The 23108-nt window shown below is 47.8% G+C and carries 15 protein-coding genes; 10 read left to right on the forward strand and 5 right to left on the reverse strand.

The window, feature by feature from the left end; genetic code table 11:
* Positions 1-44 precede the first annotated feature (44 nt).
* The 5 genes from ACMGFM_RS15380 to ACMGFM_RS15400 all read right to left on the reverse strand — a co-directional run bounded on the left by ACMGFM_RS15380 (position 45) and on the right by ACMGFM_RS15400 (position 7395).
* Positions 45-1310: a DNA double-strand break repair nuclease NurA gene (locus ACMGFM_RS15380; protein WP_436903545.1), complete on the reverse strand. Its 1266-nt coding sequence runs from the start codon at positions 1308-1310 to the stop codon at positions 45-47.
* On the reverse strand, positions 1310-4021 hold the full coding sequence (locus ACMGFM_RS15385; protein ID WP_436903546.1) for an AAA family ATPase: 2712 nt from the start codon (positions 4019-4021) through the stop codon (positions 1310-1312). The genes ACMGFM_RS15380 and ACMGFM_RS15385 overlap by 1 nt, the downstream gene beginning before the upstream one ends.
* The gene (locus ACMGFM_RS15390) at positions 4018-5526 is read right to left on the reverse strand and encodes a metallophosphoesterase family protein (RefSeq protein ID WP_436903547.1); all 1509 of its coding nucleotides are present in this window, start codon (positions 5524-5526) and stop codon (positions 4018-4020) included. The genes ACMGFM_RS15385 and ACMGFM_RS15390 overlap by 4 nt, the downstream gene beginning before the upstream one ends.
* Positions 5527-6515: 989 nt before the next feature.
* Positions 6516-7229, reverse strand: a complete 714-nt coding sequence (locus tag ACMGFM_RS15395; RefSeq protein ID WP_436903548.1) for a queuosine precursor transporter — start codon at positions 7227-7229, stop codon at positions 6516-6518.
* Positions 7222-7395 carry a ribbon-helix-helix domain-containing protein gene (locus ACMGFM_RS15400; RefSeq protein WP_436903549.1) on the reverse strand — a complete coding sequence of 58 codons (174 nt, stop codon included), beginning with the start codon at positions 7393-7395 and terminating at the stop codon, positions 7222-7224. The genes ACMGFM_RS15395 and ACMGFM_RS15400 overlap by 8 nt, the downstream gene beginning before the upstream one ends.
* A 254-nt stretch (positions 7396-7649) precedes the next feature.
* Between ACMGFM_RS15400 and ACMGFM_RS15405 the strand changes: the two genes are divergently transcribed.
* The 10 genes from ACMGFM_RS15405 (at position 7650) to ACMGFM_RS15450 (ending at position 23105) form a co-directional block, all read left to right on the forward strand.
* A complete protein-coding gene (locus ACMGFM_RS15405) occupies positions 7650-8015 on the forward strand; it encodes a hypothetical protein (protein WP_436903550.1) in 366 nt (121 codons plus the stop codon).
* Positions 8016-8659: 644 nt separating this feature from the next.
* On the forward strand, positions 8660-9574 hold the full coding sequence (locus ACMGFM_RS15410; RefSeq protein WP_436903551.1) for a hypothetical protein: 915 nt from the start codon (positions 8660-8662) through the stop codon (positions 9572-9574).
* An 86-nt stretch (positions 9575-9660) separates the two neighbouring features.
* On the forward strand, positions 9661-10521 hold the full coding sequence (locus ACMGFM_RS15415; protein WP_436903552.1) for a hypothetical protein: 861 nt from the start codon (positions 9661-9663) through the stop codon (positions 10519-10521).
* A 498-nt stretch (positions 10522-11019) separates the two neighbouring features.
* On the forward strand, positions 11020-14952 hold the full coding sequence (locus tag ACMGFM_RS15420) for a coiled-coil domain-containing protein (protein WP_436903553.1): 3933 nt from the start codon (positions 11020-11022) through the stop codon (positions 14950-14952).
* Positions 14952-16061, forward strand: a complete 1110-nt coding sequence (locus ACMGFM_RS15425) for a hypothetical protein (protein WP_436903554.1) — start codon at positions 14952-14954, stop codon at positions 16059-16061. The genes ACMGFM_RS15420 and ACMGFM_RS15425 overlap by 1 nt, the downstream gene beginning before the upstream one ends.
* Positions 16062-16063: 2 nt before the next feature.
* Entirely contained in the window at positions 16064-17242 is a 1179-nt protein-coding gene (locus tag ACMGFM_RS15430; RefSeq protein WP_436903555.1) for an ATP-binding protein, read from the forward strand.
* A gap of 1 nt (position 17243) precedes the next feature.
* On the forward strand, positions 17244-17720 hold the full coding sequence (locus ACMGFM_RS15435; protein WP_436903556.1) for a GNAT family N-acetyltransferase: 477 nt from the start codon (positions 17244-17246) through the stop codon (positions 17718-17720).
* Positions 17713-18519, forward strand: coding sequence for a hypothetical protein (locus ACMGFM_RS15440; RefSeq protein WP_436903557.1), 807 nt, complete (start codon positions 17713-17715; stop codon positions 18517-18519). The genes ACMGFM_RS15435 and ACMGFM_RS15440 overlap by 8 nt, the downstream gene beginning before the upstream one ends.
* A gap of 30 nt (positions 18520-18549) precedes the next feature.
* Positions 18550-19125 (forward strand): hypothetical protein, encoded by a 576-nt coding sequence (locus tag ACMGFM_RS15445; protein WP_436903558.1) that lies wholly within the window; start codon positions 18550-18552, stop codon positions 19123-19125.
* A 2-nt stretch (positions 19126-19127) separates the two neighbouring features.
* Positions 19128-23105 (forward strand): hypothetical protein, encoded by a 3978-nt coding sequence (locus ACMGFM_RS15450; RefSeq protein ID WP_436903559.1) that lies wholly within the window; start codon positions 19128-19130, stop codon positions 23103-23105.
* Positions 23106-23108: the final 3 nt, after the last annotated feature.

Raw genomic sequence — 23108 nt, forward strand, 5'->3', positions numbered from 1 at the left:
TTGAGCGGCGCCTCTGCCTGCTGTCGTCATGGTATTGTAGTTAGTCATCGTCGTCGAAGTTCCTTGCTTAGTGCTTTCGCGTCCCATTCGAGCGGCATATCGTTCGATTCAGCCCACCGTTGAACCACTCGCTGGAACTGCCGGCGGTCTTGCTGATCTAATACAGCGTCGCTGTCAGCCTGTTGCAGGATCTCAGGATAGCCGCGCCCAATGCCCGCCTCGGCCCGCACAATATCGACGGTGTACTCGTACATCGAATCGTACCCATCAGGACCATCGTGACGGCACAGCCAGCCCGGGAACTCAATCCGGTCGAGGCCAGCGCCTGGCGGCACATTCAGGTAAGAGAATAAGATGTCATCGCGGAATTCGTACTTTTCACCCTCGTACGTTGTCTGCAACGCATCGACGCTTCCATCGCGTTTCGAAATGAATGGGATTGTCGTATCACCCCAGGGACTCATCAACTCCGTCAGCACGTGAGCATCGGGAATCACACGATCCGTTCCGAATTCCTCACGCAGGAGCAGTCGCGTCATCTTCACGAGTTCCGTTGCGCTTGACCCAGCAACGTAGCCGACCAGCGGGACTTCGTGATGCTGACTTGCTGCAATAATCCGACTCAGTGTCGAGATGTATCGCTCCCGAGTTTCTGGCTTTAACGGATTTGCAAACGATGCAATCAATGGTCCGTCGTAGAACACAACCGGTGTGCTATCAATGTCGCCTGCATCACGCGCGGCAGCCAACTCCGAGAGTTGATCGATGAGCAGTTGTCCTTCGTGCTCGAATCGGTGGTGCCCCACGAGCTGCGAGTCAACGAACCGGTGGTCACCGTCGCTTGCTTCTTGCGTAACTTCATCAGGAGTCAACAGCCGCCCCTCAATGCCGCGGTCAAGCCGCCCTTCGGCATGATGATGGTTGACTGCCCATGCTGCCTGGACGTACGCGAGCGGGACGTTAAATTGCGTTGTCGGGGGGAGTTGTGACCCATCAACAGCCATCACCGGCACGTCACTGATGATCTCGCGTGCCCACTCATTGACCTCTTCGTGGTTCTCCCAGCCATCGCTTTCTGGGTACGGAACGATGAGACTGTCCACATCATCGAAATCGTCTGTTGGAAACGCGCCTGGGTACGACGTGTCTTGAAGTGCGGCTTGAATCTCATCGCTTGTCCAGTCGGTAGGCAACTGCTGCAACGCGTCTTGATACCGCTCAACGATTCCTGTGTCGTCTTCGAGGTACGACTGTATCGCCTCACCGTTCGCTTCCAGTTCAGACGCAACACTACGTTTATCAATCGGCATTAGTTGACCGACACCTCCGATGTTTGCTGGTCTTTCTCGATGGTGACTGTGTAGTCCGTCATCGAATCGAACGTCTGGTCGTGACTAATGACGGTCAGCTGCTCAAAGCTATCCAGTTGCTTGAGTTGCGTGACAAGGTTCCGTTTCTTTTGCCGGTCGAGGTTTGCTGTTGGCTCGTCGAGGAACGCGATTCCAACCGACGCCAGTTGTTCGAGAATCGCCAGCCGAACTGCGAGAGCGGCCGCCATTTTCTCCCCGCCGCTTAGCGTCGAAAACGACTTTTGAACATCCGCATCATGCACCACAATCTCGTAATCGCTCGTCCACTCCAACGTCTCAGCTGACGCACCGCGAATCGACCGGAACAACTCGTTCGCCCGAGACCCAATCCGGTCGGTGATTATCTCCCGCATTTTCGGCCCGGCTTCCCGGACGTTTTCCCGGACCCAATCGGCGAACTGCTGATCCGCCTTCAGCTCTTTCAGTTGCTGGACTTTCTCCTGGCGTCGCTCCAACTTCGTTTCCAACTGATCGACCCTTTCATGCGCCTGCTGTAGGCTCTCCTCTTTCTCGCTAAGTGTCCCTTTCGTCCGGTTGATCTCACCTTTGAGGTCGTCAATCTCTGACTCCAGCGTCTCGAATCTCTCTTCATCGAACGATGCTCTCGTCTCTTCCAGTTCGGCCTGTGTCTCGTCGAGATTCGCTTCTAAGTCCGCCAGATCACTCTCTATACCTTCCACTCTCTCCTGGCGCTCGTCCACCTGGGATGCCTGCTGTTCGTGCTTGATATACGTTTGATACGCCGACTCTGTTTCATTCAGCGTTTCTTTGATTTCCGCTAACTCCTCGTCTAAGCCCTCGAACGCTTCCAACTCGTCGTCAATCTCCGCAAGCACCGACTGTTCCTCCTCCAATTCGGCCTGTTTTCTCTCTAATTCGTCGGGAACATCAGCATGTTCCTCAACTCGGAACTCAGCAGTCTGATACTCTTCATGGGCCTCTTCTAAGTCATCTTGCTCAGCTTTGAGGTCTGGAAGATTCGCCAACTCGTCTTCCAACTCCACGAGTTCCTCTTCCTTTTGTTCTTTTTCAACACGTAGATCTTCGGTCTCGCCTTCCAGCGACTCGACTTTCTCCCGGTGCACAGGAAGTTTATCAACACGCTTCTTGACCGCTCTCGCCGCCTCACGCCGCTCACGCAACGTATCAAGTTCCTCGTCGAGTTCCTTGCGTTCTGTCTGGATTTCCTCAAGCCGGGCTTCGCGTTGTTCGATCGTCTCCGACCGATGATCCTCGTCTAACGGGCGCTCACACGTTGGACACGGCGCATCGACAGCAGTATCACGCAGTCTGTCAAGTTGCTCTTCAACCCGCTCACGTTCGTTTTGCAATTGCTTCCGCCGAGCCTCCCGGTCGTTGATCTCCTCGGACAGCGTTTCTGGGTCCGTAGTCGCTTCCCACTCATCCTCTATCTCCGCAATCGTCTCTTCCACAGACTCAATTTCGGCCTCATTCGATTCGATTTCCTCGGCCAACTGCTCAGTTTCTTCTTCTAACGCTTCTACGTCGTCCTCACTGTCTTTCAACGACGCGATACGCTCATCGAGTTCCTCATACCGGTCTTTCTCCGACTCGCGCGTTTCCAACGTCTCCTGTGCCGCCTCCAGTTCTTCTAGCTCGTCTTCGAGTTGCTCGACCTCGAATTGGAGTGCCTGAACGGTGTCTTTTTGCTCGTCTCGTTCATCGACGAGAGCATCGCGTTCAGCCTCCTGTTCCTCTAATTCATCTCGCCGATCGCGTGCCTCCTCGTACTGCTGGTACTCTTCACGGTTCGTATCACACTTCTTCTGAGCCTTTTCAGCGGCCGCGAGTTCTTCCTTCGCCGTTTCCAAGTTATCTTCCGTTGAGCTGCGTTCTTGTTCCAGCGAATCAACCTCCTGCTCAAGCTGATTGATGTCTTCTTCAACGGCCTCCAAGTCTTCGTACTCCGACTCTTTCTCCGACAGTTCAGCGGTCTTCTGGCCGATTTGCGATTCGATTGTCTCAACCTCGTCAGCCAGGGATTCCGCTTCCGAGCGCTTGTCCGGAAGTTCCTGTACTTCGCCAGTGAGCGTATTGATCTCTTGGCGGAGATTCTGTTGTTGGGCCTCAATTGCGTCTGGAACGTTCTTCAGCGTCTCCCATGACTCCTCGTACGCGTCCAGATTCAACAGGGAATCGAACGTTGCCTTGCGGTTCTGAGGCGTTTGTGAAAAGTCAGACAGGAATCGTGTTTGGGGGACACCGATACTGGAACTCCAGAGACTGCTTAACTCGTCTCCATCCTCAACATCGAACCGCGTACACAACCACTCTACCAGCTGGGACTTGGAATCAATATCCTGGTCAATCCACTCGTCAGTGTCGGGGTCGTACCGGTGCACACCGTACTTCGACCGACCGACTGACCGAACAACTCGATATTGCTCTGTCCTGTGCTGCGTATCCTGCTCGAACGTCACCTCGACAGTTCCCGAACTCGCACCCTCGCGCACGAATTCATTGTTGTTGAATGGAAGCGAATCAAACAATGCGAACCCGATCGCTTCCTGAACCGTCGACTTCCCCGCACCGTTCTCCCCAAGAATCGCCGTCACACCGCCTTCGATCGGGACGACGGTGCGGTCCGCGTACGACTTGATATCTTCTAACGCAACTTCCGTGATCCTCATTGCTCCATCACCTCCTCTGTCTCTCCTTCTGCTTCATCGTCTGTCGTGCCATCAGACGCCTCCTCGGCCGCTTCGTCATCAATAAACGGATCCTCTTCGATATCCAGCACCACGTCATCCGCCAATTCCGGGAATAATTCCTGCCGTGCTGAACTCACTGAATCACGAATGTCCTCAACGGCCTCCTCAGCCTGCGCCATCTGATGAGCGTTCCCCAACACCTCAGCCACATCGTCCGCCTGATCAGCATAAATTGATTCGTTCGCAATTGTCTCGAACACACGGTTTTCTAACGCAGTCGTGTTCAACTTCCCATCTTTGAACACCTCGTCCTCATCAATCTCCGAGAGCAGTTGCTGCACGTTTGCCGTCCGAATCCCCGTATTCACCTGCACGTACAATGCGTCACATGTGTCCTCCGTCCACGCTGCAAGCTCGTCCGTCCGGAAATCCCCGCGGCTAAATTGCAATGTTCCCGTGAACCGTAGGTCAATAATCGGCGCTCGTGGCTCACCGTTTGCTGTGAATTCGTCCTGGCTGCAGTACTCTGTTATCGCAGCCTCTTCATCCCGAACGTGATCCTGAAACGCGGCTTCAAGATCGCCTGGCGATTCATACGCAGTCACATCGAATTCAATCCGATAGTATGGGCGTCGTTTTGTCGGATGGTGCTCAACCTCGAACCCAGCTACATCGCCACCAGTCTCGGATTCTTCAGCGTCAAGCTCGATCGAGTAATAGCCGTGGTCCCACTCAGGCCGCCCTTCGCGTGTATTGTGCGCTTCGGGCGACCCGGGATTGTAAATCCACCCACCGGACTCGTACCGCTTGTGAATATGCCCAAGAGCCAAGTAATCCACAACGTCTTTCAAATTTCGTAGTTCGCCGTGGGTGACGGTCCCACCGAGTGTCGGCACCTCGTCTTCGATTCCGAAATGCCCCAGCAACACGGTCCACGCCGGCTCGCCGTGCATCTCATTTGTTTCTTGGATGCCATCCGCCACTTGCTGGAGCGCCTGTCCGGTCTTCGCGCCGCGCCACTGCAGACCAAACACGCGGACTGGTCCATCCAGTCCCTCAGTATCGATATCGTAGAAGCCAGCTGAGTGACCAGGTTCATTTGGATTATACGGGTTAAACCACGCTGTCTCTGGATCAGCCTGCAATTCGGCTTCCAAGAACACAATCTGTCCGCGCTGATGCAGGTAATTCAACCACGTCACATCGCGCGGCGTCAAGTTCTCATCGTGATTCCCACGCGACACCAAGACTGGAATCTCATCAGGGACCTGCTCAAGTTCCTTTTCAATCTGATGCAAAATCTTCGGACGGAGGTCACGCGAGTGAAACAGGTCGCCCGGTAACAGAATCACGTCCGTCTCCCGCACCTCAATCATCTCATCGAGCGCAGCACGCACGGTCGAGACCATATCGTCTTCGCGTTGTTTTAACCCGTACTGCCGGTGGCCAAGATGTGTATCAGCGATGTGTGAGAGTGTTAGCATTGTCAATGAATTTTGAAGGGTAGTCATTTAGTCAATCATACGACCGGACCGTGTGCGTGAAAGTCTATGATTACATCTAATCGGAGGGTAATTAAATGCCGGTCAACCAGAGTGAAAGTAAAACTAGAATTGACATCCTAATTGCCGGCTCGAATAAAAATAGCGAGGTTACGTGTGCTCTACTTCTTGCGCTGAGCCAGTTGCTGTCGCTGTTGTGCCCCATTCGCCTCGGGTTTCGAACGGAGTCGTCCGCCAGCGGGAGAGGAACGAACCGTATGTGAGTGAGACTCCGAGCTGCGTCCCTTTGAGAGATCGCTCGTATCAGGGCTCATACTCGGTTGCGATGGCTGCGTGCGTTCAGCACGGTTCACCAGTTTCGCCTCGAAATGAGACCCTTCGTCGACCAGTTGGACATCGTATGTCTCACCAACACTTACCTCTCCTGCAGAGACAAGAATTGATTTACCAGCCTGTTGCTGGCTTGCGATGGCGTTGCCGCTGTTGCTGATGCGGTCTACGGTTACCGTCTCCGCTGATGGTTGTGCCATCCACTAGCAATGACTCAGAACAAACATATAATACTACTGCACAAAAACAAGAACATCGCGAGTTACGAACGCTGTGTAGCTGATAGAAAAGATCAACAGGCAAGAGAGACATATCGGCCTGATCAAATAAGACTCAATCACACTAAATAATAAGTCAACTAATCAACATACTGTGACTTTTTTATTCTGCCAGGAGACGGGAATTCTGACTCCATTGCATCTTGCTGGAATTCGTCGATTGCATCAATCGCACGACTGAGTCTGTCAACATTTTTGAGAGGTCGTCGGTATCATGCACAAGCGTCTTTGTAGGGTGCATAACGCGGTTTCTGAGCGCGGTGTCTCAACGTATGCATATTAATATCACTAAACAAGCCCGCTGGTAATTTGGAGTGGCACACATCGAGAATAGAGCCAGTAACGGAATAGCTCGGAGTTAACCTAATCAGCTGTAACTCGACGTGACTCAACAAGTCCTGCTGAACGAACGTATCCGACCATTGCATACACAAATGGCGTATCGAGGAGTGCAATTAGGAGTTTGATGACGTACTGTCCGAAGATAAGCTGCAGCAGTATTGCACCGCCCAGTGCCTGGCCAGTCCCGATGATAGACGGGACAAGAAGGAATGCCATCAAGACGAAAATAGTTGTGTCGATCAGTTGGCTCGTCCCAGTAGAACCGATGTTTCGCAGCCACAGGGACTCACCGTCGGTGTAGTCGCCAATTGCGTGGAATGCGATGACATCCCAGTTCTGACTCACAATGTACGCCGCGAGGCTGCCAACCACGATGTTTGTACTCAACCCAAGGACAGACTTGAACGCTGCCGGATCAACGCCTGCCGGAGAACCAGGTGCAGCAATTGCCACCCACACCAAGGCAAGCAACACGAAATTCATCGCAAACCCGATATTCACCATGAGTTGCGCCGGGCGGCGGCCGTACAATTCTGCATAACAATCTGACGCAAAAAACGTCACTGCGTAAGCGAGGACCCCAGCCGGAACGAGGACAGTGCCCCCGATTATCGGCACCGACGAAGGAAACGGCACTACGAGCAGCTTTACCGCAATCAACTGCGCCGTAACTAAGGAGGTAATGAACAGTGCAGCTAACGCTATCTTCGGTCCATCAGAACTAGAGTTATTCATCTTCCAGCCTCCCGTGACGAGAGTCAATTTCGTCGAGTATATCCAGCGTTTTCCGGATCGACGACCGAATCGCATCACTTCGATTCACGAACTTTCCACCTTCTCCGACGTGTTCATCAAGATCGTTGAGGAGTTCTTCTGGAATCTCCACGCTTATTTTGGGCATATTAAGATAATCCTTCAAGAGCACCGTAATATTATCGGTGTTTGATTCAATGTGACTATACGTTTCTCCGATCGCACCGATTGTGATCCACTTCGATTTGTATTGATTTGTCGGTGTATTGTGGTTCTCTTCTTTTCGTGTCAGTTTCGAATCTGCGAAACTGAGTTTGAGAGGGCGGGGTATTCATCCAACTAAATCAATTAGCAACAAATGGTGTCCGAGGTTACTAGTAGACGCCCTAACTAGAATGAACAATGACTGATCGAAGTGATCAAGAACAGAATGGTTTGTCTTTGAGTGAAATTGACTCAATGAGGACTCTTGATGAAAAACAGAGAGATGGCGCATCTGGGGAAACAGTGTATCAGCTAACATTTCACAAAGGCCAAGAGCCTACGATAGAAGAGGGAAAAGTGACTGAAATCGGTTCATTAGACGATTCTCCTCCGATTGATCTCCAAGCGCTTGGTACAGATACCTACACCTACTATGGTATTTTTCGTATGAAGGACCGCTCAACCACGATGGTCGTCCAGGATAAAGATGGAAAAACGTACAAAGCGCTCTCGTTAGGCAAGGATACAGTCAGGGTACCTTATCCAGTGAGTATTGAATCATAACCCAGTATATATTATAATCATAATTTTAATTGCCAATCTGGAAAGTACATATCCAGCCGGTAATGACAATACTTTGACTGCAAAGGCGGCTTCGTTCCACCACCACTCGTATCATTACGGCGCCTCGGATAAGATAATGCAGATATTGGGTCTCCGTCGTTATTTTGGTCTTTTACATACGGTTTGCAGACCAAGGTAGTTACTTGCAAAGTTGGTGATTCCTGTTCACTAAAAAATAGCACCATTGGATCGCGGGTTGCAGCAGGACAAAAGACCCACACGTCTAACAACTGCTCTTTTGTGAGGAGTCGTGGCTACGTAAGCTAGAATGGAGCTGGCTAAGAATACGAGGTGACTTCGGAGCTATTGATCTCGGTGCAGTAGTCTTATTATGTCGCGGATTAACCGAATTAATAATGGTGCCCTCATGCGGAGTTAGAAGGAGTGTCCAACAGGTTCGTTCTCGTACGTCCTGGAAATGTTAGAACTGAATATGAGGTCGCAGTCATTCAAATAGAATCTCGAAAACTGAATCCGATTCCAAGTAACTACCTATGAAATTTTATGCGTCGATGACAGTAAGTCCTACTCTCATCGATAAGATGTATGAAGAATTATCTGAACGATACGGTTCTCTTGATCCTATGAAATCTCTGATATATACACCTATTGCCACGGGTGATAAGCTCACTGAGAAATTAAGCGGACTTAGTGAGGAAGGGTTCGAGATAATGTTTGATTCTGGTGGATATCATGTTCAGACAAACAATGGCGATTTTGAAGAGTTATATAAATACATTATGCCATTCTACGAACAGAATGATTGGGGCCACAGATATGTTTTACCAGACAATGTACCCCTTAGCGATGATGACGAAGCGACGGTAGATCAAAAAGTGAAGGAAACACGTGCCAATGCTAGACTCTCGTATTATTTTTTACCAGATAAACTCAAATCAAAGGCGATTCCAGTTATCCAGGGGAGTACTTATGAGCACGTGACCGAGTGCGTTGAGACATACGCTGAACTCGATAAGGTACAGACTGTTGGATTTGGAAGCTTCGAAACCTTCGGTAATAACAACGGCGTGAACATAATTTCCGAGGACGTTGCCACAACACTCCGGTACGCTGTGAATCTGGCTCACGAACAAGAGCTTGAAGTTCATGCTTTCGGCGTCGGCGGCCCGACAGTAATCCCCGTTCTTAACCACCTTGGAGTTGACTCATTTGATTGTTCAAGTTGGATACGCGCAGGTGGTTACGGAGAAATATACTTTCCTTTTAAGTCACCAATGCACGTCTCCCACGACACTGATCGGAATGGACCAAAGGTATTCCGAGAAGATCTCAATCAGTTGAGATCAGAATCTGGACATAGTTGCCCATTCTGCAGGTCTTATACTGAGCTACGAGAGTCCCGTATTTCTCGTATCCTTCATAATCTGATTGTTTTGAAAGAGATGAGCAGAGGGGTTGGTGATTATACGACAGATGAGGTACTTACACAAATGAACGATCAATCTCGGTATACATCTTTGCTACGTTCGCTCGCCTAAATCACTACTAATGGATAGGTGTTTCTGAAGATCTCCTGGACTCAAGAGTTGCATTTATCACCCACTGGTGTCTTCTCCATACTGATATGGCCCAGATATCTTTTCATATTCGGGATGGAGCTAACCCTGAATGGATATACCAATATTTAGACATATTGGCACAGTATCCACAAATATCAAGCGGGAAAGAGGCATATAAGAAAGCTAAGGAATACGGCTATGAAGTTGGGTACCAAAGCGAACGAGAGGTTCCCACAATCTTAAAAAAGATTGGTGTTCTCTCATCTTCAACCTCATTGACTGATCGTGGTGAAGAGCTGAAGGATGTGATGTATTATGATATGAACCTCTTCAAGAACATTCTCCACCACCTATTCTACACTCGGGACCGAATTGCATCCGCACGCGACATTCCACCGCGAGAACGTGAGATGACCGCCTGGAGCTATGCAGCAATCGTTGATTACCTAATTGATAATAGCCCATACAATGCGATTTCACTCAAAAAGTCTCGTCAAGAGGTCGCGAATGCCGTTTACGACCAAGCTCAAAAAGAACTCCCTTCAATCCAAGATGAAGTCTCTATTGGTCCTCGTAGTGTATCTGGCGCTCTACAATTTCTTCGGGAATTGACCCCGCCCGTTATACAAGAATCACAGCATACTAACAATGAACAGGTCGCGGATTTCAAAATTAGGAGTTTCGCTCCTGGCGAGATGCTCTTATTAGCGATCGATTCACGTTATCGGGAAACCGATACTGATTATGGGACGCCACTCCTCCTAAACAACAAGACAATCGACGCACTTTGCAGGGTACTTGTTTTGGATGAGTCCGGGTTTGATGAAGTGCTTGAGTGGGCTGCAGAGTATGATCAACTAGATGTCGAAGGAGTCTCTAAACAGGTTCGTCTGGTCGAAAGGGTGGCACTAAATGACCTCATATAGTTTAGCACCCCTCCTCAGCTTATTTAATACATTAAAAACGGGTGCTAAGGAGGCTGACTTAGTCAAGTCCCAGTCAGAAGCTTTGGACCAAATCCGGGCACTACTACAGGATGAACCCCTCGTAGCATTAATCGGCCCGAAAGGAGTCGGGAAAACGTTCATAGGGTGGGTGCTTTGTAATGAGTTGGACTACAAATACAACACATGGCCTATTGAGTCCCTATCTGGACCGGGTGTAGTTGTTGATGATGCCCCATCAGAACGGGTTGACGCACGGGCTGTCCGGGCCCAGTGCCGATTAAGTAACGTGAGTAACTGCGTATATATAACCGAACATCGGATGCATAAGGCGAAAACTATACCAACTGTGACCCTAAGTCTTTCAAGCGACGAAGAAAACTCGATTATTCATAAGTGGGAGAAAATAAGTAACCGCTCTATGGAACTAACCTCTAATTCTATATTGTCAGCTAGAAAGGAGTTAAACGAATATCAATAATGAGTTCTTCAAACCAACTATCACGTCTGGAAGAGATCGCAAAAAAAGAGGAAGTTGTAGACACGGTCCAAGCACGCCATTTACGAGAGCAACCTCGGGAAGTAGAGCAGACGTATCGTGATCATCTACGGACACATTTATCGCTTGGAGACAGTTCTGGCACCGAGGATCAACTCCTCTCTAATCTTGAAAACCAAGAGGGATCGATAGGAATAATTGCTGGCAAATACGCGTACGGGAAAACAAGTACATCAATTAGCTTCTGGGCAAGCTGCGAAGACGCGGGATATGTTGCCGTCCCGCCGTTTATTCTATCGTCGTTAGCCGATCTGATGGATGCGACCACCGGATGGCTAAACCACAAGCTGGGGGACCGTTTCTCGAACCGCATCCAGCAAATCCATGAGAAGTACCAGCAGAAAGGGGTTCAACAACTTGCGAACGAAACCGGCGAGGAGCACGACATTGACCCTGACAAAGCAAGTGAACTCATCGCTGATCTTAGCGAAAGTGGTCGAATGAACGAGGACATCCCAGCTGAAGTACTCGTTGAATATTATCTTGATGCAACTGAACTTGTACAAGACGCCGGTTACGATGGATTAGTAGTGTTCCCGGATGAGGTTCAGCAGTTTTTCAAAAAGCACTCTTACTCGGACGCTGAAGAAGAGCTACGCTCACTGATCTGGGGATTTAACCCACGGTCTGTTCCTTTTGGGATGATGTTCTCAATTCCCGATGAGCAACTTGCAGTAATAAATGAGCGGGGGGCAGACATCCTTGACCGCGTGCGGGAAAATAATCTGCTGCTGAATCTAACATCCACTTATGATCACGATTTTCCCAAAGAGCTCTGGAACCATTATGCCAAAAAATACGATTTTGAGGAGATTAAAGACGAAATTATCCCCGAAGAGACGCTGACCTCTATTGGGCAGTACGCCACGCGAGATGATCTAAGCCGCGGACCAAGAACTGTTATTGACGCGTTCGGTTTAGCGGTGACCGAATACCGTGAATCCGGCTCAACGTTTACTCCTATTAGCTTTATTGAGGCATACATCGATAACCGTCTCCGGTTTACTGAACCTCAACAAAAAGTCCGTGGTGCAGTTTCCGAAGTCGAAGCCGCTGACGTTGTCCAGACACCCAATCACAAACGCGCGATCAAGCTGATGGCCGCGTTCCCAAAGGGGGTGACAGAAGACATTGTTAGTACCTATGGACTACAGGGCGAGATGAGCGAGCTCAGTTCGGAGCTCCACGGAACGCTTCTGACATTCTATGCAGATGGATATACGCTCGTCCAAATCGTCAAAGGGGATCCAGATGTGAGTGTCGGTGGGGAAATTTTGAAAAACTTTTGGCGTGAATTCCAGGAAAATGATGAAGACGTAGCAGACGCAATTGTGGCGTTCGACAAACACGTAGTCCCAAAATTATTTCCCGAAAAGGGGCGCGGCCAATCACGAACCGGGTGGACGGTTCGTGAGTCGAACCAACTCCACAAGCATACTATTGAAAGTTATCGTGAGGGAACCTTTGATCCCTCTTATCCACAGCGCAGCTGTTACATCCGTGTCAGTGGACGTAACAAGGACCTTGGCCGTGTAGAGTCTGAGAACAATCTTGACCGTGATGCAGATCTCACTCTCGGTTTGTTCCTTGACCATCAGTTTGTCACAGAAGAAAATATCACTGAGATTGAGAAAGACACCAGCTATCAGTTCACTCTAAATTTAAAAGAAAGTTTGATGAAGGGTGACCTTCCTCAACGGATTCGAAAATTGAAGGACTATATGAATCCTCGCTCAGTTACACCACTCTTGATGTTGGCACTCACGTCCCGTATTGACCGTGAAATTGCTGAGTCTGATGATAATATGACGCTAGCTGAGAAGCAGTCACTTGAGAACCTGCGTGAGAACCTGATAACGGAAACTATCGAAATTCTGTTCGACGATGAGCTGCGCGAAAACGCTCCAAATTCCCTCGATATTAGGCGTCTTCGAGACCGAATGGCTGAGGACCTGTTTCGGTCGGTGATGCGAAATCGCTATCCAGAGTATAAAACACTATACAAGGGACGGAGTATCACAAAGCTCGTTGGAGAATATATCTCTGCGCTGGAGAGCGGCTCGCTTGATTTGGCTCTTACACAAAAACAAGGGCGTCGCCCTGTAGTCATCTCAAAGGATGCCCTCGGGGAAGCATTCAATGTAAAAAACCATTCCTCGCTCAGAAATAAGGTAACTGATAAATACGCCCAGCTTGCAGAGCTTGAGTGGGATTACGGGGATAGTTCAGATGAAGTTCGGATTACATTTGCTTTGCACCCTCTTGAGCAGGAGATTCTGGATACATTTCCCTCAGACGAGGCAGGAGCTGAACTGACGAAATCAAGCGCAAAGTCTATAGCGAGTAATAAAGGGTATCGCGAGGAGGAATTCGAGCAAGTCCTGCGGTTACTGCAAGCTCGCCAATATCTTGACAAAGAAGGAGACCGGTTGGTTCGCATAGAAAGTACCGTCGATAAAGAGGATATTGAGCAGGAATTGGTAGAGGTTCGTGAAACGCTGGAGACACTGACTGCCAGCAGTTCCACTCAGGAAGACCTGGAAGAGCAACTAAAGATAACGAGTACGAACTTAGAGGATACGGCTGCTGAGGAAGAAGAACGACTGGAGGAGATTCGAGAAGAAGTAACGGAACTTCGACGGGCTGTAGAAGAAGAGTTAGAGAGCCAGTTCCGGGATCTTAAGCGAGAAATGGATGATCTGGCAGACCGTGCTTCATCGATTCAGCGTCAGAGCCAGAGTAGTATGCTCAACAAGGTCGAAATCCCTGCCACGTTTTCTCGTCATCTCAATAAGCAGCGGACAAAAATAAATAACCGCTACGAACATATTAGCTCTCAAGCGGAGGAAATCGAAGAACGTATTAACCGCGATCTGGGCCAATTTGACCGCGTTACGCCAGACAGCTTTGAAGAGTTGTCTGAGAAACGTTCTGAGGAAAAGAGTCGCATAGACGATTTACAAGAAGAACTCAAAGACGAAAAGAAATACAGTGACGGCTACTCAAGCTGGCGGTCATTAGCTGGTAAATCGCATGATCTTGATGAGCGAGTTATGAGGTTTACTGACCGGTCGGGTGAAGAAGAATTTGAGACTCGGGTGAATAACCTGCTGTCCGAAATTAATGAGCGATTTTCGGAGCACGGAAAAGAATTGCTACTGCGTGCTGACACGTATGAAGACGAGCTTGCGGAAATCACGAACGACTTCGATGATCGGGTAGGCCAACAACGGCAAGCTTTCCAGTCAAAAAAGACGACTCTTGAGAACATCCTCAGCACGGCAAAAGGAAGTCATCCTGGCCTTCGTGCTCAATTTTCAGAGGCGAATCCACAACAATCCTACGAGAATCTAGAAAATGGCTTTCGGAAGGCAATTCGGGATGAAATTCTCGCGGAACTGAGCGACTCCATTGAGGAATTGCTGAGGACCGCTAACCGTGCAGATCGGTTTCAAACGATTCCAGAAAATATTAGCTTAGATTCACTTCGAGAAGATCTAAACAATGCTAAGGAAGAACTGGAATCCTTGATGACTGAGGTTGAAACCTGGTCAATCGATGACCAGGATGAATCAATCACAACTACGGCAGAGAACATTGCTAACCTTCGTGAAAATATATCCGAACTTGAAAATGAAGTAGAGGGATTGAACCGTCCGGTTCGACCCGATTCCGATGCCCAAATTGACCTCTATAATGAACTAGAGTACGGAAGGGAAATTCAGTTAGATGAGATTCTAGAAGAGGATGACCAAAACCCAGAAAATCTTGCGAAAGATCTCGCAGGACTATTCCAACGAAACCTGCTTGATATTAAAGTTCAAAAGCGATTCCGTGATCTCCCAGAGGAATAATGCCTACAATTGATGAAGTGGTAGCGGAGGCAAAATTGCACCCCGTCGAGGTAGATGTACCGCACACATTGAGTTATCTCTTTTTAGAAGATTACGTGAATGTATTTCATGACGGTGACGTTCTGGAGTCTTACCTCAACAATCCGTCGTATGAATTTAACAAAAACGTCGTATTAAAAACACAGTCTGATGTTGGGGTCGGAAGCCAATATCCTAAGCTGAAGTTGGATCACTCCCCTATTTCGCCGCTTCTCAACAATATCATTGCAGAAAAATACGACCGACTTTCTGACCACCTAATCACACAACGTGATATTAAATCACAAATATTGCAGCGAGTGACTGATGAAACGGTAGTGGTACTACTTATAGCGGATGGGCTTGGATATGATGACGTTCTGGGGACACAGTTGGAGGGTGAACCTTGCTTAGTGAATGGGCCGACTATAACACCAGTTGGATATCAGAATGTCGTTTATGGTCGAGACAATACCCCAATTATAGACGAACTGATAAACCGAGGGTTTGTCCAAGTTCGTGGTTATAGCTACTGGGACGAATCAACGTACAACGATTTGAATTCAAAGGTCTTTGAGAATTTCCACGAAGTGAATAGAGTTCGTACTACGGAGGAAATTCTAGAAGATCTACAAAAGAATCCGATCGGTGATGATAGAACATATATCCAAATAAGTCGACAAGTATTAGACCGACAGGCACACGACGGAAAAGAAATTCGTACGTCTGATCATGAGCACGAAATTTCAAAACTCAATAAAGATATTGGACAATTAAATGAAATTTTAGAAGAGCAGGTTGATTCCCATCTCATTGTCGTAACAGGCGACCATGGTATATTGTGGCGAAAAGATTTTGAACAAGATATGCAAATAGTTTCTACGAATGGAAAAAGCAGTATGCGATATGCCGGTCAGCAGATCGGCTTCGATGGTGGAGCGAAGCTCATTGACGCATTTGATAGTACGTATACTGTGTTTGATTACCCGTATGCAGCATCGTCATTCGATGCAGATGAAGCAGGAACCCACGGTGGGTTATCATACTATGAGTCTTTGGTTCCCCTACACTTTCGAGGATCACGGTGGTAAAAATGGAGAATAGCGTCGACTTATTCATTGGAAAAGACGCAGAGGACGACTCAGAAACATATATCGATGGCTCACACTCACGGGCAGTCTTCATCTGTGGCAAGAGAGGGAGTGGGAAAAGTTATTCTATGGGCGATGTGATGGAAGAGGTTACGGATCACACTGACAACGTGGTCCCGTTGGTAGTGGACCCGATGGGAATCTACTGGACGATGGTGGAAGGCAACGAAGAGCAGCAGGACTTGTTGTGGAACTATGGACTTCAGACACAATCTTATGATGTAAATCTGCTTGTTCCAGGCGATCCTAGCGCCCGCTATGGGGATGATATTCTGCGAGAAATGGAACGTCGTGGGCTCGAAGTGAGTTCAGTTCGGATTAATCCGTCCGACATCTCTCCAGATGGTTGGTGCGATCTTTTTGACCTAAATATAAATAAGCCAATGGGTATCACTCTATACCGAGCTATTAGAGATCTATCTCGGAAGCACGGGGACGAATTCTACCTTGACGATATCATCTCGGCAGTAGAGGGTGATGCGAATGCGAATGAGAGAACCCAAGAGGCACTACTGAACCGTCTGGAGATGGCCCGGGACTGGGACTTATTCAGCACTTCCTACGAGCCGATCTGGGATAGATTAGATGAAAACAGCGTAAATGTTCTGGATCTTAGCATCATTGAGCCTGGTAAATATGGACTACGCAACCTCGTGGTATCTGTCCTAACTAGAGATCTGTTCAATCGTCGGATCGAAGCACGCAAACGAGAAGAACTCAATATTGGTGTCGATATTCCCAAGGTGTGGCTGTTTATTGACGAGGCACATAATTTCGTCCCCAGTGGACAACAGTCCTTGTCAAAAGATATCCTGATTCGTTGGGTAAAGGAAGGGCGCCAGCCTGGGGTGTCAATTACGGTGGCAACGCAACAACCGTCCGCCATCGATCACGAAATGTTATCTCAGTGTGATATAATTCTCTGCCACAAGATTACAACGAGGGAGGATATTAAAGAAATGAACCGACTTTCACAGGACTATATGGGCAGCGAACTCAAGACATATATTCAAAAACTGGATCGCGTCGGGGAAGCAGTCTACGTAGATGACGAGGATGAGAGCGTATCGATTGTGCAAATGCGACCTCGTCGAAGTCGCCACGGTGGTGGGGAAAGCTAAAATGTCGTTACAGGGACCAACTATTGAAGTAGCGGATCACCCACAGATTGACGAGATTCAGTCCTTGTTTAACCAAGAGCAAATCAAAGAAGAGATTCATTGGTTCACGTACCGGGATGCCCTAGAACGAGCGGTACGTCGAGGTGACCGGGCGATATTTTATATAGCTAATGCAGACAATGATATCATAGCTGCATCCATGGTTTGGTGCGAATCGAGGGTTTTGGAAAAAAACCAAGGTCAAATCAGGCTGATTGCCGTCCATCCGGACGCTAGAGGCCAGGGTCTTGGCCGAGCCTTGGTCCGTGAGTCTGAACGATTTGCAGCCGATCATAATAAACAAACAATGATTGCGGAAGTGAGCGCTGGCACTAGGGCAAAGGATTTTTGGGAGAAGGTTGGGTACAGCGAAGTCTCCCATCGATCAACAGAGAATGGCCGTGAAATGGTACTTATGGAGAATGATTTGAATGACTGACCTACATTTTGCAGGTATTACCGAGTCTGCAAAGTCACAGCACGTCCGAGCGCGGAGTCGGGAGAACCTTCGTCAGTATATCGAAGTAGTTCATCATACCGGTGAAGAAGTGAATTATGACCGAGATGCAATGTTGGACCGATTCCAGTCATATGCTGGTGAGACGCGAGAATCAGCAAAAGAGACAAATGCATTCATAAAAAAACTAGGCTTTCTTGACAGAAAGAATAAGCCAACTACGGCAGGGAAATTTGCGGGAGAGGTAGCTGCGCAAAGTCGGATAGATCTCCTTAGAGATATATTTATTCAGCACTTTCGCGCGATGCCAACAATTGCCTATACTCTTGATATTATGCTGGATTTTGGTGGAGTCTTAACTTCCGAAGAGATCCATAGCGAGATGGTTAAAATTGCGACCACGGATTCAAGCTCCCAGTCCAATTCGGTTCGAAATGCGCTGAACCTATTGGAGGAATTCACAGCTGTAAAAAAAGTTGATAATGGCTATGAATACATCCAACGAACTCAACCTACACTAGAGGCAGTCCCCTATGGCATTTTCCTTCTGGGTATGGACAAGACGACGATCGATGCACCCGTACTCAGAGAAAGGCTCCCTCGTCTGGTGCATTGTGAAGCGGAGAGTTGTGAAAGATTGATGAAAAAAGCCCAGAAGAGATACAATCTATTTACTTATCGAACAACGGGAGACACCTCCCGGACAACTCCATTCGGAGGGGTTTTTGAAGTTCAAGTTGGTGATGGATTGTTCAATTCACTAAGGGATAATTTATTATGATAGGCTGTGGAAGTTATATTCGGCTTAATAATGCGAAGCGAACTCTGGAGCCGCCCTGAGCAATACTCTTTGACGGAGCATCAACAGGGTTTGATTTCAAGTCTTTCCCCTGAGGAAGACACCAGAATTGTCGGTGACATTGGCGCAGGAAAGACGTTTGCAGTTAGGCATTTTCTCCGAGAAAAGGATATAAATTTTAGGTACTTTACGGCGTCAGAGCTATACCGCAAAAACCACAATATTGGTGATGAAGTTGACGACACGATTGATGTCGTTGTGGTCGACAACTTTGATGTGATTCCCGAGCAGCGCTCTTATTTGGAGGCAATACACGAAACGGTCGAACTTGAGCTTGCAGCATTTGACAGATCGATCTGGTTAATTCTACCATCTTGGTACCAGAATGACTGGTTCGATACCGTTATCGAAAATATGCTGTGCATTGAACTCGACCGTTCGCAGATCAATCGATTAACAATAGATCATGTCGTGAAAAATCTGAATAAATTGCACGATGGGCGCGAAGTCAGCCTTGACCTGAGTGCTCCGAGTGTTGCCTACGGTTACCACACAATCGTTCAAACCTTCGAAGAAATTGTAGAATAATCATGGTTGATTCACAGACTGAGACTCCAAGTCGATACTTCAAAGACAATCGTAGCGCCTTCCAAATAGTTGTTCGTTTAGGTAATACGCGTCCTGGAGAATATGAACAAGAAGAGATCCGAAGCAATATTGAGGAATATGCTCGCGTAACCTCTTTGGGAGACGTTCATCGGGAGGGGCTGCAAGAGATACAAAAATTACTGGCAAAATATAAGAATACGAGTGAAAATTACCCTGAGACAAAAGGATATGGTGTTGTTGGGCAGTATGGTGATGGAAAAACCCATTTCTTGACTGCTATCCATGACCTCCTCAGTAATGACTCAGACTTGGTTTGCCCAGAGGATATGCGCCTATTGGTTTTAGATCCGTTCCAATTCACGAGAAATCCGGCAGATATCGTGGAAGCTCTCCGTGAACGTGTGAAAGTGGAGCTAGGTCCAGATGCCTCAGATCGGATACCTGAAGTCAAAACTGACGAGACTCAGGACGTGATTGAGGATCTCATTCAGCAAGGACATTCTCGGGAGAAGGCCGAAGAGATTTTTTCAGGGAGGGAGGTTTCTGGGATTCGGGGTGAAGCTGCTGGCCATGCCTTCTCATCGGGGTGTAAAGAGACGATACAGAAGGAAAAATACGACGCAATCGTCGTATTAATGGATGAAATCGAAGGTATTGCCCGAGGAGAAGACATTGATTATCAGGACTTAGACAAGTACCGTGAATTTTTTGATCAGATTGATGCGGATACTCCTGTCATGATGGTTATGACAGCACCCAGAGATCAGTGGAACCGGTTCGAGAGTGTTCATCGAGCCATGATGGACCGAGCATTTGGACCGAAACCACGTCAGCACACTCGTCTCCGCCCTCTTAATGAAGAAGAGCTTGCAGAAACTTGGACGGAACGTCGAAATAAGTATCTTGTACGTGAGGATGTCTCCCTACCAAATATTGCGGACAACGAGTATTTCCCTCTCCACATGACCACACTGCGGGCAATCCACCAGATTGCCCGGCGAGGGAACTCTAACCGAACAGCTATCAAGCTGATGGAAGAGGCTTTTGAAACCTTTTTGCAACGTGACGATCTTCGTTGGGTTACCCCAGGAGATATTTTAACAGATACCTCAGCACGGAATACTGGAGAAGGTGGGATTTTTGTTCGTGACCAACTGGATAAATTGGTTGAGCACGATGAACAAGGTATCCTCACTAGTATAGCTGCTGTACTTCAGGAAGGAATTTCTGAGGATGAGTTGTCAGAGATATGTATGATGGATGAAGGTGTTCTGCAGGAGCGGTTAGAAAGTCTCTCTAATGGCGGTTGGATAACCCGCCAACGGATTAACAACGAGACAATATTCCAACTCCATCAGGATCAAATCAGTCAGCTTCTGAATGAGGAAGAACAGCAAGACAGTGGGGAACTGACAAAGACCGTTGCAACGGTAATGGCGAACACGTCTGAAGATGATGAATTCATATACCGCAACTTAGCGAGAATCCTTCGCGAGCAGCCGCCTTTTGAAGCTGACTTCGTTGCCGGAACTTACGACGACGAAGATCATTATTTCTTGCTCAACAGTACGTATGGAAACTTTCACGACCGGAGGATTTTGGTTACTACAGGAGACCACTCGGAAGAGAAGCTCGAATCCTTGCGTATGGAACAAGAAGCTGAGTTGGTTGTCACTGTTAATCTCTCGGGGCGAGCATTCGACAGTAACCGGATCTATAGTATCAATCCCAATCCGCTAACCCAAGACTGGGAATATGAAGTTGAGGAGCTGGAATATTCTGCGAAGCAGTGGATTTGCGCCTATCGCCAGCTTTCGGATAAATTAGAGCAGGGTGGACATACGCTGCTCTCATCGATCAAATCCTACGTTGTGGGCGAACTACTCAATATTGAAGCATTCCAATTTGGTACGAGCCTCTCTGAGCAATTAGAGACGATTTATCCGGAGTATCCTGGCCCACTGGAGATGATGAATGGTAATGCGTTGAAGGCGTATCGAGAAGCCATTGATGAAGGGTTAACCGGCCGTCAATTTAGTTACGATGAAATCAGAGACCTTGGATACGCTGAAGGAAAGCAAGCTATACAAGACTATATCAATGAGTGGAAAAACTATGATCTGGTTGAGTCGTCCGATTCGGACTCATATACCGTGGAAATCAAGATTAGCAACTCAGAGAACTTGATACTTGATGCAGTCAAGGAGCGTGAAGAAGGAATTGAGAAAAGCCAGCTTTACTCGAAATTAGAGAAGCAGGGATATCCAAAGGAAGACATAGTTCAGTTTGTTGAACTCTTGCACGAGCGCGGGAAAGTAAGAACAGAGAACGAAAAAATTCAGCAAACGAGTAACGATCTCTTCGAGGCACGAGAATACCTGAAAGCCGTTGAAGCTGTCGTTGAGTGGTTAACGGATGATACATTCCCTGAGGATTTCCGCGAAAATAACATCCAATCACGGGACGAACTAATGAAACAATTGAGCTACTGCAATCGAGAACTAGATCGGTTGAAAGACCTCAATAATAGTTCCAGTGTATCTAATCCTGTTGAAAGGTTAATTGAAGATATAACTGAGCTTCAGGGATTGGCAATTGATACGATCAACAGCTTTGAGAACACCACGTATGCCCAAGAGCTCGCGAATACCGAGAAATTAATCACCGGGATTCGGGAGGAAGCCCCGGAAGAAGAGCTTCGATCGGATGAATTCTTCAACGAAGTTTCCGACTTGAACTCTGTCGCAGCAAATCTTTCAAACGGGGCTCGTGGCTATATTGAAAGTAATCTGACAGTTGAGACTGGGGACAGTGTATTTGGACAGCTTCAGGCCCTCCAGGATGAATTTGTTGATGAGTTTGCTAAAATTGGACCCTACAGCGATTATAGTGAAGAAACTGAGATTGAGAAGGTAATCACTCAATTTGAGGAGACGAGACCAACCCCAGAGAAGATTCGATCTGCTGTGAGAACTGTTGAAACGTTCAAAAACAAGACAAGATATGCTAAGCAAATTTGCCGAATTGCTTTGGAAGTGCGCGATAGTTTGATAGATATTGAAGAAATAGAGTATGAAAAATACGATATTGAAAGTGAGTTAGAGTTAGCGGAATTAGCACAGGAGGCGGTGGATAATTATGAGAAGGCCGCAGACGAATATTCGACACTTGCATCTCAAGTTAGCGATATAAGTTTCAGTGGTCTGGATGAAGAGAAGGTTGATAACCTACAGGCATCGAAACAGGAGACTGACTCGGTCTTTACAGAGGCCCGTGAGACCAAACAGAAAGTCGATCAGGAGATAACTCAACAGGCAAGTGAAATTTCGTCTGCCGTTGGAGACATGAGCACCGCTGCTCGCAAAATTGACTCAGATCCAAGCTGGGCAATCCTTTCTAAGATCAAGACACCAGAGGTGAGAACAGAAGCTCAGGAATGGCGGAGTGACTTCGAAGGATTCGTTGAGAATCTTGAGCAGAGCAGTGACGAGGTTTTAAAAGTTCGACCATCAACAGTAGAAGAGTTGAGCAAGATGATTGAACGGTATGAGAAGTTCAAGTCATCTGCATCTGAATTTGAGCCACTTGCAAAGCGTATTCTTGAAATAGAGGATGAGTACTTTGAGAGTGAAAAAGATTCCCTTCCGCCAGGAAAGCTTGAAGAAGTCAAAAGTCTGCGTAACAATGAGCCGGGGTCGGAGCCGTCTGACCAGGTCCATGTGTCATTAGACCGTATCGAAGCGATTAATCAGGCTCTTGAGATTGATATTGGCTCCAAGGAAGAACGAATCCAGAATTTAGTGCGGGCCCGCGAGTCTATCACTCCGGATGAACTCGTGGAAGAGGTTCCAGAAGAAGCTTTCCAGGAAACACCGAAAGAAATAGCTGAGGCCCTGAATGCCCTTATTCGTGATGGTGAGCTTGCATTGGGTTATAATGGCAACGTTATCATGACATAGAAT

The sequence above is a fragment of the Halovenus halobia genome (assembly GCF_051414135.1).
In the GTDB taxonomy this organism is placed as follows: Archaea; Halobacteriota; Halobacteria; order Halobacteriales; family Haloarculaceae; genus Halovenus; species Halovenus halobia.